The sequence below is a fragment of the Brevibacterium sp. OS20 genome, assembly GCF_056837565.1.
This window is the reverse complement of the sequence record NZ_CM166367.1, coordinates 265281-278739: the sequence shown is the minus strand read 5'-3', so window position 1 is coordinate 278739 and position 13459 is coordinate 265281. Positions and strand designations below refer to the sequence as shown.

At 61.3% G+C, this 13459-nt stretch carries 11 protein-coding genes; 7 read left to right on the top strand and 4 right to left on the bottom strand.

The genetic code is table 11. The features are described from left to right. The first annotated feature begins 26 nt into the window (after window positions 1–26). The 6 genes from ACVZTU_RS01265 to ACVZTU_RS01240 all read left to right on the top strand — a co-directional run bounded on the left by ACVZTU_RS01265 (window position 27) and on the right by ACVZTU_RS01240 (window position 6073). Complete coding sequence (locus ACVZTU_RS01265) at window positions 27–554, top strand: MaoC family dehydratase (protein WP_482401167.1); 528 nt, start codon at window positions 27–29, stop codon at window positions 552–554. A 77-nt stretch (window positions 555–631) separates the two neighbouring features. Beyond that, window positions 632–1792, top strand: coding sequence for a CaiB/BaiF CoA transferase family protein (locus ACVZTU_RS01260; protein WP_376905041.1), 1161 nt, complete (start codon window positions 632–634; stop codon window positions 1790–1792). 4 nt (window positions 1793–1796) lie between these two features. Beyond that, window positions 1797–2951 carry an acyl-CoA dehydrogenase family protein gene (locus ACVZTU_RS01255; protein WP_139467828.1) on the top strand — a complete coding sequence of 385 codons (1155 nt, stop codon included), beginning with the start codon at window positions 1797–1799 and terminating at the stop codon, window positions 2949–2951. 14 nt (window positions 2952–2965) lie between these two features. After that, window positions 2966–4339 carry an MmgE/PrpD family protein gene (locus ACVZTU_RS01250; protein WP_139467827.1) on the top strand — a complete coding sequence of 458 codons (1374 nt, stop codon included), beginning with the start codon at window positions 2966–2968 and terminating at the stop codon, window positions 4337–4339. Further along, window positions 4332–5189, top strand: a complete 858-nt coding sequence (locus ACVZTU_RS01245; protein ID WP_181271064.1) for an HpcH/HpaI aldolase/citrate lyase family protein — start codon at window positions 4332–4334, stop codon at window positions 5187–5189. Before ACVZTU_RS01250 ends, ACVZTU_RS01245 begins: the two co-directional genes overlap by 8 nt. 194 nt (window positions 5190–5383) lie before the next feature. Continuing rightward, window positions 5384–6073 (top strand): FadR/GntR family transcriptional regulator, encoded by a 690-nt coding sequence (locus ACVZTU_RS01240; RefSeq protein ID WP_139467825.1) that lies wholly within the window; start codon window positions 5384–5386, stop codon window positions 6071–6073. Window positions 6074–6137: 64 nt separating this feature from the next. On the opposite strand, the gene ACVZTU_RS01235 is transcribed toward ACVZTU_RS01240, so the two are convergent. After that, window positions 6138–7841 carry a hydantoinase B/oxoprolinase family protein gene (locus ACVZTU_RS01235; RefSeq protein ID WP_229664037.1) on the bottom strand — a complete coding sequence of 568 codons (1704 nt, stop codon included), beginning with the start codon at window positions 7839–7841 and terminating at the stop codon, window positions 6138–6140. Window positions 7842–7972: 131 nt separating this feature from the next. Continuing rightward, the gene (locus ACVZTU_RS01230; RefSeq protein WP_482401166.1) at window positions 7973–10159 is read right to left on the bottom strand and encodes a hydantoinase/oxoprolinase family protein; all 2187 of its coding nucleotides are present in this window, start codon (window positions 10157–10159) and stop codon (window positions 7973–7975) included. 360 nt (window positions 10160–10519) lie between these two features. Between ACVZTU_RS01230 and ACVZTU_RS01225 the strand changes: the two genes are divergently transcribed. After that, window positions 10520–11194 (top strand): SRPBCC family protein, encoded by a 675-nt coding sequence (locus tag ACVZTU_RS01225; RefSeq protein ID WP_482401165.1) that lies wholly within the window; start codon window positions 10520–10522, stop codon window positions 11192–11194. Between the two features lie 40 nt (window positions 11195–11234). On the opposite strand, the gene ACVZTU_RS01220 is transcribed toward ACVZTU_RS01225, so the two are convergent. Both ACVZTU_RS01220 and ACVZTU_RS01215 read right to left on the bottom strand, forming a co-directional pair. After that, on the bottom strand, window positions 11235–11933 hold the full coding sequence (locus ACVZTU_RS01220) for a helix-turn-helix domain-containing protein (protein ID WP_482401164.1): 699 nt from the start codon (window positions 11931–11933) through the stop codon (window positions 11235–11237). 9 nt (window positions 11934–11942) lie between these two features. Further along, window positions 11943–13457 (bottom strand): tripartite tricarboxylate transporter permease, encoded by a 1515-nt coding sequence (locus ACVZTU_RS01215; RefSeq protein WP_482401163.1) that lies wholly within the window; start codon window positions 13455–13457, stop codon window positions 11943–11945. Window positions 13458–13459 lie beyond the last annotated feature (2 nt).

The window sequence follows — 13459 nt, the reverse complement described above, 5'->3', positions numbered from 1 at the left end:
CCACTGCCCACTAAGAAAGTAGAAACATGACAATCCACGACGCCACCATCGGCCGGTTCTTCGAGGACTACAACGTCGGTGACATCTATCAGCACCCTTTCGGACGCACCATCACCGAGGCGGACAACGTCTGGCTGACCAACCTGACCCTCAATACGAACCAGAACCACTTCAACGAACACTTCGCTTCGCAGAATCCGATCACTGGCGGCAAGGTCATCGTCAACTCCGGTCTCACTGTGGCCATGGTGCTCGGCCTGAGCGTGTTCGACATGAGTCAGAACGCTATCTCGAACCTCGCCTTCACGGACATCAACTTCCGCCACCCCGTCTATGTCGGCGACACGCTCTACGCGGAAAGCGCGTGCACCGAGGCTCGTCGGTCGAAGTCCCGTGACTACGCAGGCATCATCTCGATGACGACTCGCGGCCTCAACCAGGACGGCGTCACCGTGGTCAGCTGGAAGCGCTCGGTCATGATCGCCACGAGAGACAGCGGAATCGGCCAAGGGCATTTCCCCGAGACTGCTGACTCGGTCAGCGACTACAGCTGAGCACCATGATGAACACGCCTTTCCCGCAGCCGCGGACTCCGCATCAAGACAACACAACGAACTCAAGAGGAGACAGGATGCAGCCCCTTGAAGACATCCGAATCATCGCTGTCGAACAGTACGGTGCGGGCCCCTGGGGATCCATGCAACTCGCCGATCTGGGCGCCGATGTCATCAAGATCGAAGACCCGAGCACCGGCGGCGATATCGGACGTTATGTTCCGCCGTATCGCGAGGGAACCGATTCGCTTTTCTACGAGTCCTTCAACCGAAACAAGCGCAGCATCGCGCTGAGCCTGAGTGATGCAGCCGATCGTGAGATCTTCGACCGCCTCGTTGCCGGTGCCGACGTCGTCTATTCGAATCTCCGCGGCGATGTTCCGGCCAAGCTCGGCATCACCTACGCCGACCTCCAGGACATCAATCCCCAGATCGTGTGCTGCAACCTGTCCGGTTACGGCGGAGGTTCGGCGGCGAAGCGGCCGGGCTACGACTACATGCTGCAATCCGCGGCCGGATGGATGGACATCACGGGCGAGCCCGACGGACCACCCACGAAATCAGGCTTGTCTCTCGTCGACTTCAGCGGCGGACTCGTCGCCGCAATCTCGATGCTCGCGGCGGTCCATGCCGCCCGTCGAGACGGAGTGGGCACCGACTGCGACCTCAGCCTCTTCGACACGGCGGTGTCGATGCTCACCTACGTGGGCAACTGGCATCTCAACGAGGGATTCGAACCGCAGCGGACCCCCAAGTCCTCACATCCGTCGCTCGTCCCGTTCCAGGCGTTCGAGACCAGCGACGGTTGGATGACCGTCGGCTGCGCCAAAGAGAAGTTCTATCTCCGCCTCGCCGAGGTGGTCGGAGACGAAAGGCTGAACGACGACAGGTTCTCGAGCTTCGACAAGCGGATCGAACACCGAGGAGAACTTCTCGACATCCTCGACGAGGCTTTCCTCCAGCGCCCCGCCGATGAGTGGGTCGAGCTGTTGGAAACAGCCGGAGTCCCTGTGGCCAAGGTCAAGAGCGTGGCAGAGGCGCTGCAGGATCCGCTGATCGCCGAACGCGGCCTGGTCTTCGACACCGAACACCATCGGTGGGGAACGATCCGCAATATTGCGACGGCCCCGCGAGTCGGACCTCCGCTGACGAGCAATCGAGCAGCTCCGACGATCGATGAACACCGCGCCGAACTCCTGAAAGAGATCGGCACCACTTTGAACAGCAAAGGAGCCTGAGACCATGTTCGAACTCAGCGAAGAGCAGAACGATTTCAAGACATCGCTGCGGACTTTCGTCGACAAGGAGATCGTCCCCGTCGCCCGAGAGATGGAAGCAGCGGGTGAATACCCGGCCGAAATCATCGACAAGCTCAAAGAAATGGGGCTGTTCGGACTGACCATCCCCGAGGAGCACGACGGTCTGGGCATCGATCCCGTTTCTTTCGGAATCGTCTTCGAGGAGCTTGCCCGTGGCTGGATGGGCATCGCTGGAGTCCTCGGCAGCCACACGATGGCGGCGAAGATGATCGCCGAACACGGCACAGACGAGCAGAAGTCGAAGCACCTCTCTGCTCTCGCTTCGGGAAAGCGGCGTACGGCCCTCGCTCTGACCGAGCCCGATGCCGGAACCGATCTGCAGGGCATCAAGACGACGGCGAAGAAGATCGGTGAAAAGTACGTCATCAACGGGGCCAAGATGTGGATCACGAACGCAAGGCATGCCGATCCGCTGCCGGTTCTCGTGAAGACAGATACCTCGACAACGCCAGCGCACAAGGGCATGAGCATCCTTTTGGTCAGTGCGGACACACCCGGCTTCGAAGTCACCAAGGACATCCCGAAGCTCGGCTACAAGGGCCCCGAGAGTTGTGAGATCGTCTTCGACAACTGCGAAGTGAGCGCCGACGCTCTGCTCGGCGGAGTCGAGGGCCGAGGTATGCAGCAGGTGCTCTCTGCACTGCAATGGGGACGAGTGAATATTGCAGGCCGTTCCGTCGGCATCGCGCAGAGGGCGCTCGAAGAATCAGTCGCCTACGCCCAGGAACGCGAATCCTTCGGTCAGCCCATCTCCCAGTTCCAAGCGATCCAGCTGCGGGTCGGCCGGATGGCAACACGGGTGCAGGCGGCGCGTCAGCTGATGTACTGGTCGGCTCAGTCGCTGCTCAAAGGTCGGGCAGACGGAGAGACCGGTATGGCAAAGGTCTTCTGTTCAGAAGTCGCCCTCGAATCCGCAATCGAAGCCATGTCCATCCACGGCGGCTACGGCTACTCGAAGGAGTATGAGATCGAACGGCTGTATCGCGACGCCCCGCTGATGAGCATCGGCGAAGGCACGAATGACATCCTCAATACCGTGATCGCCAAGTCGATCTTCTCCGGCCGTACCGCGATCTGATTTCAGGAGACCTCATGACCAGCATCTCAGAATCCATTGCCTCTTCAGTCGCTTCGATCAGGCTCGATGACATTCCCGCAGAAGTGCAGTCGCGTGCCCGTCATCTTATGCTCGACTCGGTCGGGGTCGCCCTTGCTGCCAGCAATCAGGATTTCGCGGCAGTCACCTTGGCCGGACTCGCTGAGCTCGACCCTGGTGAGACTCCGGTCATCGGCAGCTCGACCACGCTTTCCAAGACCGGAGCGGCGATCGCGAACGGCCTGATGATCCACGGCCACGACTTCGATGACACGCACATAGCCGCCGTATCGCACGTCAGTGCCTCCTCTCTTGCCGCCGTCATCAGCGCGAGCGCCGCCGACGAATCAATCAGCTTCGGCGACCTCCTGCTCGGCTACATCCTCGCCATCGAGGTGAACTCCCGTCTGGGGATGGCCGTCGACGGACGGTTCCACGACAAAGGATTCCACCCCACGGGTATCCTCGGAGCGTTCGGATCGGCAGTCGGCATCGGAGTCCTGCGCAGCCTTCCGGTCGACAAACTCGTTGACGCTCAGGGCATCGTCGGTTCGTTCTCCTCCGGACTCCTCCAGTTCCTCGATGAGGGAGCCCCTACGAAACGGCTGCACCCGGGTTGGGCGGCCAACGCCGGCCTCCATGCTGTTTCGCTCGCCGCTGCCGGGTACACCGGTCCGACGGAAATCTACGAGGGCCGATTCGGTCTGTATCGGACTCATATCCAGGGTGAAGATGCGCCTGGGCTCGAGGTCTTCGAAACCCTCGGTGAGACATGGGAAGTGGCGAATGTTGCTGTCAAACCGTTCCCCACCTGTCACTTCACACATTCGTTCATCGATATTGCGCTGCGCCTCCGGCAAGAACCGAACTTCGACTTCGACCGAATCGCGTCGATCTCGGCGAAGATCCATGATGTACCCGGTGCGGTGGTCTGCGAACCGGCTGCGGACAAGCTGCGACCTCGCAGCGAGTACGACGCCAAGTTCAGCCTGCCTTATCTCACAGCTGCGGCTCTGCAGCACGGGCAGATCACGTTCGCCGAACTCGACGAGACGGCTCGCGCCGACGAGTCGGTCCTCAGCGTCGCAGCACGGGTGGATATACAGCACGACCCAGCGAGCCTCTATCCGAAAGCATTCTCCGGAGACCTGGCCATTACACTCGACGACGGCACCACCTTCCACGAGGCGGAGCAGATCAATCGTGGTCACGAATCCCGCCCGTTGACGAACGCCGAGGTGGCTGAGAAGTTCTCCGCCTGCGCATCACCAGTCGTCGGCTCGGTACGAGCAGCAGAGATCGCGGCAACCGTGACAGATGCTCCTGTCGGCCGGCCAGCCGCCGCTGTCATCGGAGATTTCTGTGGTTGACGTCGACAGCGGACCGGGGAGCGTCACCGCCACGAACCCGCCGGAAACAGACGTGTTGGGTCCCGGATGGCTGTTCGTCCCGGCCGACCGACCAGAGCGCTTCGAGAAAGCCGCAGCAGTCAGCGACCAGATGGTCATCGACCTCGAAGACGGAGTTCGCGAAGCCGATAAGGAGAAAGCCCGAAGCCTGCTGCGGCGATCCGAGTCCGTACCGAGGCGGGCTTGTCTGCGTATCAACGGCCTGTCTACTGCGCACGCCGATAGGGACCTCGAACTCGCACGGGAGATGGGCTTCCGTTCGGTCATGGTTCCGATGGCTGAATCACATCAGCCCTTCACTCAGCTAGCTGACTTCAGCGTCGTCGCCCTCGTCGAGACGGCTCGCGGGGTCGTCGAATCCGATCGCATCGCGGCTCACCCCAACGTCAATGCTTTGGCCCTGGGAACGGCAGATCTGCAATTGGATCTGGGATCGCGCGACACAAAAGGGACCGCTGGTGTGTTCGAGGACCTGCTCGCATTTGCCCGGGCGACACTCCTCTTCGCGGGTCGAGCTCACCACGTTCCCGTCATTGACTCGGTGCATGCCACTGTGGCGGACGATGCGGGGCTGCGACGGGCCGCCGCGGTGGCGTCAGCATACGGAATGGACGGCAAACTGGCGATTCACCCGAGACAGATCGAAATCATTCGCGGCGAGTTCGCTCCCAGCGAGTCAGAGGTGGCTTGGGCAGCTGCCGTGGTCTCTGAGGCCGAATCTCGAGCTGCAGGCGCGTTCGTCCTCGATGGCGAGCTCGTCGACGAAGTCATCATCCGCAGGGCGGAAGGAGTTCTCGCCAGGACCCAGTGACCTGAGCACCCGGCGGCAATGCGATCCGACACGGATCTGCGCGAGCTGAGCGGTCCGTGGAAGGGTATCGCACTACCATGGCATCACAGGTGATCGTCTTCGGCTGCAGACCACCGATTCGAACAGCCTGACAAGGAGAGTAGACAGAATGCCTCAGTGCACCCGCCTCAATCGATTGCTGGTCAGGACTTCACATGGTTGAGTCGAAAACCGCCTATGCCGTCGTCGCTGAGAAGATCCGTCGAAACATCCTCGACGGGACTTTTGCCCCCGGCTCTCGGCTGCCCTCAGACGCCGACTTGCGCGAGACCTACGCTGTCGGACAGAGCACCATTCGCGAAGCACTTCGCACCCTGTCGAGCGAACATCTGGTCAAAAGCGTTCGCGGCGTCAATGGGGGCACGTTCGTCACGATTCCGACCGTCGGTCATTTGGGTTCGCAGTTGGAAGTCGGGGTCACTCTCCTGGCCTCTTCGGACTCGATCTCGATCGATGACCTCATGGAGATCCGGCATATCACCGAAGTTCCGGCAGCCGGCTATGCTGCATCGAGACGAACCGACGACGACCTGAATAAGCTGCGTAACTCGGATCCGAGTCTGCGCAGCGAAGAATCGTCGTTCTCCAGCCATTCGACTTTCCATCAGCAGATCGTCGAGGCGGCGCACAACCCCCTGCTCGAAGTCGTGACTATCCCACTGTTCAATGCACTTCAGAACATCGTCGGCGAAGCGAATGCTGCTGCAAACATCGGCACGAGCGTGAGCCACGATCATTCGGCGCTCTTCGACGCGATCGTCCGCCGCGACTCTATGGCCGCGATGTCACTCATGCGCCAGCATCTGGATTCCGTCTCTGAGTACTACCGCAGTCGCGGTCTCTGATTCAGCACTAGTGAGGGCCCTCCTACAAGAAGAGGGCCCTCACTGATGCTGAGCATTGCGCAGATCAATTCTCGGCGTTTCGAGTTTGAGAATCTCGAGACCTCAGTGCCGACGTTGCCGCGTCGTCGACGACCCACCGTTCAGTATCGACGACGACACCATAATCACGAGCAGCCTCTTCCGAGGTCAGATACTCATCCCATACATCGTGGAGAACCGCGAAGGGGTCTCTCTTGAAAGGGTCGCCGAATCCGCCTCCTGAGGGCATCCGGATCTCCAAGGTATCTCCTGCGTGAACGACCTCCTGAGTGACCTTCGAATGGAGCACCTCTTCTCGTTCCGTTCCCGGATTGCGAACGAAAGACCCGGAGACTCCGTCAGCGCCGCCCAACACACCCGCAGGCGGATCGCTTCGGTTGTCGGCCTCGGACCCGAGGAAGGTGTCCGTCATCATCAGCCAGCGGCGGACACTGCCAATGCCGCCTCTCCATTGTCCCGGTGCCGGAGATTCATCGCGCAGCTCGTATCGTTCGGCGCGCATGGCGTGGTTGAGTTCGAGTTCCTCAATCGGGTTGTTTCTCGTATTCGCCATCAGCGCGTCGACGGCGTCGAGCCCATCTCGGCCGTTGCGACCACCGTACGAACCTTCATTGATCTCGATGTATACCCAGTAGCTCTCTCCATCTTCCGCAACTCCCGAATATGCGATGGCGCAGAGCGCGGACGATGAACCGGCAACCGCCTGGTCCGGCAGAATCGGTGCCAACGCCAAGTTGATCGAGTCGAAGACACGATTGACCTGTGAGAATCGGGCAAAGCACGAAGCAGGGAAGTCTGGGTTGAATATTGTTCCTTCGGGGGCATAGGCCCGGACCGGACGGAAGCAGCCGTCGTTTTGAGGGACGTATTCTGGAGTCGTCTCCTCGTCGAGCAATATCGTTCGGATGGCGCTCACCGCAACCGGCAACACCGAGCCTTCGAAAGGAACGTTGAATGCTGTAGGAACCTGGTCGTTCGAACCGGTGAGATCGATAAGCACTTCGTCGTCTTCGATGTCGACTCGGACTGCCACCTTCAACGGGACTCCGCGGTTCTTCCCATCATCGTCGAGGTAGCCGATCGGTGCTTCGTAGCTGCCGTTCGGCAATTCGCGAATCCGGCTCCGGAGCATGTTCTCCGAATAGTCCATCCAGGCTTCGCTCGCGCTCATCACAGTATCGAGGCCATACGTCTCGAGGAGTTCGACGAATCTCTTTTCCCCGATACGAGCGCATGACACGAGCGCCTCGAGGTCGCCGCGGTTCTGCTCCGGCGTTCTGACGTTGTCGAGGATGTGCTGAATGAGCATGTCGTTGCGCACGCCCGCATCGTAGATCTTCATCGAGTCCATCAGCTTGCCCTCTGCCCAGACGTCGACAACGTCCATGCACAGTCCCGGGAAATTACCGCCAATGTCCGATACGTGCCCTGTGCATCCGGCGAATCCAATGTGTTCGTCGTTCCAGAAAATGGGAATGATGATTCCGTAGTCAGGCGAGTGAGCTGCACCGTGGTACGGATGGTTATGGAGAATCACATCTCCGGGACGGTAGCTTCCTGCAAGCCGGCGATTTACTCCCTTGATATAGGCGGGGATCGACCCACAGTGCATCGGTGTCGAGTCCGATTCGCAGAGTTCTCGTCCATAGACATCGAAGATTCCAGCTCCCAAGTCCTCTGATTCTCGGATGAGACTCGAATACGCCATCCGGTAGAGAACCTGGGCCATCTCCTTCGCCATAGAATCGAGGGCACCTCCGATCACTCGCAAGGTGATCGGGTCTACCTCAACCGAGTTCCACGTGCGATGAGGGACTTCAGGTGCCAGTGAGACACCAGTCATCGGCATTGTTGTTTCACTCATTGTGCGCACCTTTCGATGATGATGTGTCCGAGCTCATCGACCGTGGCCCGTTGTCCGATTCCAATAACAGTTGTCGAGTCGAATTGTTCGACAATGGCCGGTCCGTCGAAGACGTTGCCCGCTCGAAGAAGCTCTCGAGAATAGACGTCTGTGTCGACCCACTTCGGACTGCCCGCATCATCCGTCCACATCAGGGTCTGTGCCGTCGCCACCTTCGCAGGAGTAGAGTCGGCATCGCCAACGGCTATCTTCGGAAGCCTGATCTGAGGCACCATTCCGATACCGGTCATCCGAACATTGACCAATTGGACCGGTTTGTCGTCGAACCGCTGCGAGTACATACGCCCGTGCTGCTCGTGGAAAGCTTGAGCGACCTGCTCCACCCAGTTGGCGTCGATCTCTCCGCTGGGTGCCTGGACTCGCAGTTCGTAGCCTTGTCCGACGTATCTGCAGTCGACGCTGCACTCGAGGTCAATGTGCTCATCGGGGATTCCGTCGCCTTTGAGCTGCGCGACGGCCTGGTCGGTCAGGCGGGCGACTTCGCGTGCAAGCAGGTCGATGTCAGCCTGGTCCGACGAGGTCCACACCGTTGTCGGAACTTCGTAGCGTATGTCGGTGGCCAGGAGGCCCACTGCCGAGGTGATCCCGGGGTGCGTTGGCACGATGATCCGCGGAATATCGAGTTGCTTTGCAATATGCCAGGCGAACAGCGGACCGGCGCCGCCTTCTGCGACCAGTGAGAAGTCTCGTGGATCGTAGCCCTTGCGGACCGAGTGCAGACTGATCGCTTCGGTCATTGAATGTGCGAGCACCGTAAAGATGCCCATGGCCGCCTTCTCGGTGCTTTGGCCCAGAGGCTCAGCGATGTGATTCCTCACTGCCTGCTCGGCGAGCTGCGGTCGGACTTCCATGGTTCCGGAGAGAAAGCTCTTCTCGCGCAGCCACCCGAGGACCACCATGGCGTCAGTCGAGGTAGGTTCAGTGCCGCCGCGGTCGAAACAAGCAGGACCCGGCACGGCACCGGCGCTGCGCGGGCCGACACGGAACATGCCTCCTTCATCTATCGAAGCGATCGAGCCTCCACCCGCCCCGATGGTGTCAACTTCGGCCATCGGAACCATTGCGTGATAGTCGCCGATACGGGTATCGAGCAAGTGTTTCATCCGGAGGCGTCCGTCGGGTGCGACTCCAACGTCGGCTGATGTGCCTCCCACGTCGAGCGTGATGACGCTCGGATAGCCGGAGGCCGCTCCGATTGCGCAGCCTCCGATGAGCCCGGCGACGACACCACTCGTCAGGAGCGAAACCGGGGTTTGGCGAGCACTCCTGGCAGTGACGAGTCCGCCAGCAGAGGTCATGAGGTGGACGTCGTCACTTACGCCCGCAGCACTCGCCTCGTCGACGAGTTTCGAGATGTAGTTCGATGTCTTCGGTCCGACGAAGGCGTTGAGAGCGGTCGTCGAGAATCGCTCGTACTCTCGATACTGGCTGGCAACTTCGCTGGACAGAGAGATGAACGCCTCTGGGAACTCTTCCTCTACGATTTCGCGTGCCCGTTGTTCGTGGGCGGGATTCTTGTAGGCGTGCAGGAACGCGATGGCCACCGCGGCAACTCCACGCTCCCGCAGGAGCCGCGCTTCCTGTCGAACGGCGTCTTCGTCCAGCGAGGTGAGAACGGCTCCGGACGCATCAATGCGTTCGGGCACTGTCCGCCTGTTTCGGCGAGGAACCAATTGCCATTTCTGCCAAGGCAGCTCCTGATAGTTCGAATAGTTCAGAGGACGCTTCTTCCGCGCAATGTGGAGGAGATCTCTGAACCCCTCAGTCGTGATCAGGCCGACATCGTCACCGTTGTGCTCGAGGACGATGTTGGTCGCCACAGTCGTCCCGTGGAAGAACATGTCGATGCTTTCGAGGTCGATCTCCGCTTTGACCTCCAGCGCAGAGATCCCCTTCATCGTGCCGACTGACGGGTCCTCATTGGTCGAAGGTGTCTTATGTACTGTGGTTGTGCCGTCGTCGTCCCATAGGACCAGGTCGGTGAAAGTTCCGCCGACGTCAACTCCAAGTCGTCTCATGGAAGTCCAATCAATGTGTAGGAGGATTTCAGTGATGCCTGACACTGCTCTGTGCGCACCACTGAAGCGAATATACATCAGATATATAGAGGCCGCTAGACCCAATTCTCGACAATATCTCCAGGAATTCACGAGAATACTTACATAAACACCTGATGTTTAAGCGATTGGGATACCCCCTCTAAACCGGATCCAGTTCCACTCCGTTCGACACCGAGGCGGCACTACTGCGCGGCGTCGACGAGTGGCTCACTCCATTCCGTCGTTTCTGGGTCCCGCAATCGGACATGCTGTCAGCCGAGATCGCCCGCGCAAAGCGACAGTGCCGTCTGGCAGAAGCCGAATCAGACACCATTCCACCGCCGCGCATCCTTGGTTACCATGAAGTACCGCCGATCTTCGGCGAACCTCCCGCACCTCACCTTCAACCGCCGTCAGATCATCGACGACCTCCGAGGAGCTTCCATGACCACCCCCGACTCCAGTCGCCCCACCGAAGACCAGGTCCTCGCCGCGCAGGCCGACGCCGTCGACCGCGGGCTTAACATCACCGTCGAGGGCGACACCCAGCACACGGTCCAGACGCTGAGCCAGACCTACCCGACCACCGTCGCAGACCTCTGGGAAGCCTGCACCGATCCGGTTCGGCTCGAGCGCTGGTTCGCACCCGTCAGCGGCGACCTCGAACTCGGCGGTCGCTACCAGATCGAAGGCAATGCCTCCGGCACGATCGAGAACTGCGAACCGCCCCACTTCTACTCGCTGACCTGGGAATTTGCGGGAGGAGTCAGCCATGTCACCGTCCGCTTCGCCGAGGCAGACGGCGGCGCACGCCTGACCCTCGAGCACTCGCACGCAGGTGAGGCGCACGCCGATTTCTGGGTGCAGTTCGGACCCGGCGCCACCGGGGTCGGGTGGGACATCTCCCTCCTCGGTCTCGCCAACCATCTCGTGGCCGGTACGGGACGCCCGGAAGACGAGAATGAATGGGTCGCCTCGGCGTCGGCCCAGGAATTCGTCCGCACCTCCAGCGCCCGCTGGGGCGAGGCCTCGGCGGCGGCAGGAACCCCGGTCGATCAGGCGCGCGCCGCCGCAGAACGCACCACCGGCTTCTACCTCGGCCAGCCTCCGGCAGAGTGACCTTCATCCGCTGACTGAGCCAACGGCGGAATAGTCCTCCCTACTCTCCCGCCTGCTTCCGGGCACCCAGCGCCAACCGGGCGATATCGCGCAGCACCTCGAGTTCCTCGCTGCCGTCGAGCAACGCCCGCAGCTCGACGGCAGCCCGGCTGAGCAGGCTGCGATAGGCGCCGGCGACGTTGTCCGGTTCCCGCGTCAGCGGGTAGGACACACAGAGCGCGAACACGATCGCACCGACGGTGAAGGCCACACTCGCCGAGGCGGTCCCGGCCACCCGTGCCTGCTTGGTCGCGTAGAACTCCGCCGGATTTCCCGGCCCGCACAGCGCCAGGGCAGCCGAGCCGCCGTCGACGAGCGGGAGCACCGCACCGACTCCGCGCGAGACGCGCAGCTCATGATCGGCTTCGACGTTGCGCACGCACACACGGTCCTCACCGACGCGGACCCACAGCTGCACGGATTCCCCGGTCATCGTCCGCAGATGGTCGAGCACCGAGTTCGTCGTGGCGATATTGCGCCTGCCCGGGAAGGGCCCCAACCGCAGCAGCCCCGAGGAGTCACGGACGATGAACTTGTGCGCCCGCAGGTCGGTCAGCAGCCGATACGTCGTCGACTTCGAATAGCCGAGTCGGCGGCACACCTCCGCAGCCGTCATCGGCGAGTCCTGTAGGACTTCGAGGATGGCCGCACTGCGGTCGATGACTCCGATCTCCGCCGGCGCCTGGTCAGAACTCTTCATTCCCACTCCTCACGACACCGTCACATCAGCGAGCAGCTTCCGCCGGGACACCCACCACCGGAAGATGATAGGTCCGATGATGCCGAGCACCATGAGGATGATGATCGACAGCGACACCGGCCTGGTGACCAGGGGTGCGAACGATCCACCGGAGATCTGCAGCATGCGCCGGAAGTTGTCCTCGAGCAGCGGCACGAGCACGAGCGCCAGGATCGCCGGAGCCAAGGGGATGCCGCCCTTCTCCATGAGGTAGCCGATGACGCCGAAGATGCCGAGCATCATCAGCCCGAACAGACTGAATTCGATGGCGTAGGCGCCGATGACCACAAGTACGAGGATGGATGAGAAGAGGATCTCCTTGGGCATCTTCAACAGCTTCACGAACACCCCGACTAGCGGCAGATTGAGGATGATGAGCGCGATATTGCCGATGTACATGCTCGCGATGATCGTCCAGATCAGCCCGGTCTCGTCCCGGAAGATCAGCGGCCCCGGCTGCAGGCCGTACATCGTGAACACGAACAGCAGCAGCGCCGTCGTCGCCGAACCCGGAATGCCGAGGCTGAACAGCGGAATCATCGCACCGCCGACACCGGCATTGTTCGCCGCCTCCGGACCAGCCACGCCTTCGATGGCACCGTGGCCGAATTCGTCCTTCCGCTTCGAGATCCGCTTCTCCATGATGTAGGACATGAACGACGCCAGCGAGGGACCGACTCCGGGCAGGATGCCGATGATGAAGCCGACCACGGAACCACGCGCCCACGGCCCGGCCGACCGCTGCCAGTCTTCCTTCGTCATCCACTTGTCGTTGCCGAAGCTCTGGATCTCGTCCTTGGCCCCACGTCCGAGCGCGAGGTTCCGGATCGCCTCGGGGATAGCGAAGAGCGCCATCGCGAAGATCGTGAAGTCGATTCCGTCGGAGAGCAGACTCATCCCGAACGTCTGCCGGGGCAGCCCGGTCTGGAAGTCGAGGCCGATGAGGCCGACGGCCAATCCGATGAAGATCGAGATGAGCGCCTTCGCCCGCGAGCCCGCCGACATCGTCGACGCGAGCAGCAGAGCCGTGGCCATGAGCAGGAAGTATTCGGTGGCGCCGAAGACGTTCGCGAGCTTGACGAGCACCGGGGACAGGAACGTCAGCCCGATGATCGCCAGGGTGCCGGCGAGGAACGAACCGATCGCCGCGGTCGCCAGGGCGGCCTTGCCCCGACCGCGGCGGGCCATCTCGTAGCCCTCGATCGCGGTCACCGCGCTGGCGACCTCACCGGGGGTTTTGATGAGCGTAGCGGTGATCGAACCGCCGTACATCGACCCGTAGTAGATTCCGCACAGCAGGATGAGGCCGTGCACCGGCTCCATGCCGAAGGAGACCGGGATGAGGATCGCGATCGCGGAGATCGGTCCGATTCCCGGCAGCACTCCGACGACTGTGCCGAGCAGCACGCCGAGGAGGGCGAAGGCGAGGCTGACCGGCTCGAGTGCCGAGGCGAAGCCGCCTCCCAGATCGATGAGAGTGTCCATGC

Bases quoted from the DNA above. Each gene is read 5' to 3' on its own strand.
- ACVZTU_RS01265 (WP_482401167.1), top strand. From the start codon at position 27: ATGACAATCCACGACGCCACCATCGGCCGGTTCTTCGAGGACTACAAC.
- ACVZTU_RS01260 (WP_376905041.1), top strand. From the start codon at position 632: ATGCAGCCCCTTGAAGACATCCGAATCATCGCTGTCGAACAGTACGGT.
- ACVZTU_RS01255 (WP_139467828.1), top strand. From the start codon at position 1,797: ATGTTCGAACTCAGCGAAGAGCAGAACGATTTCAAGACATCGCTGCGG.
- ACVZTU_RS01250 (WP_139467827.1), top strand. From the start codon at position 2,966: ATGACCAGCATCTCAGAATCCATTGCCTCTTCAGTCGCTTCGATCAGG.
- ACVZTU_RS01240 (WP_139467825.1), top strand. From the start codon at position 5,384: ATGGTTGAGTCGAAAACCGCCTATGCCGTCGTCGCTGAGAAGATCCGT.
- ACVZTU_RS01235 (WP_229664037.1), bottom strand. From the start codon at position 7,841: ATGGCCCAGGTTCTCTACCGGATGGCGTATTCGAGTCTCATCCGAGAA.
- ACVZTU_RS01225 (WP_482401165.1), top strand. From the start codon at position 10,520: ATGACCACCCCCGACTCCAGTCGCCCCACCGAAGACCAGGTCCTCGCC.
- ACVZTU_RS01220 (WP_482401164.1), bottom strand. From the start codon at position 11,933: ATGAAGAGTTCTGACCAGGCGCCGGCGGAGATCGGAGTCATCGACCGC.
- ACVZTU_RS01215 (WP_482401163.1), bottom strand. From the start codon at position 13,457: ATGGACACTCTCATCGATCTGGGAGGCGGCTTCGCCTCGGCACTCGAG.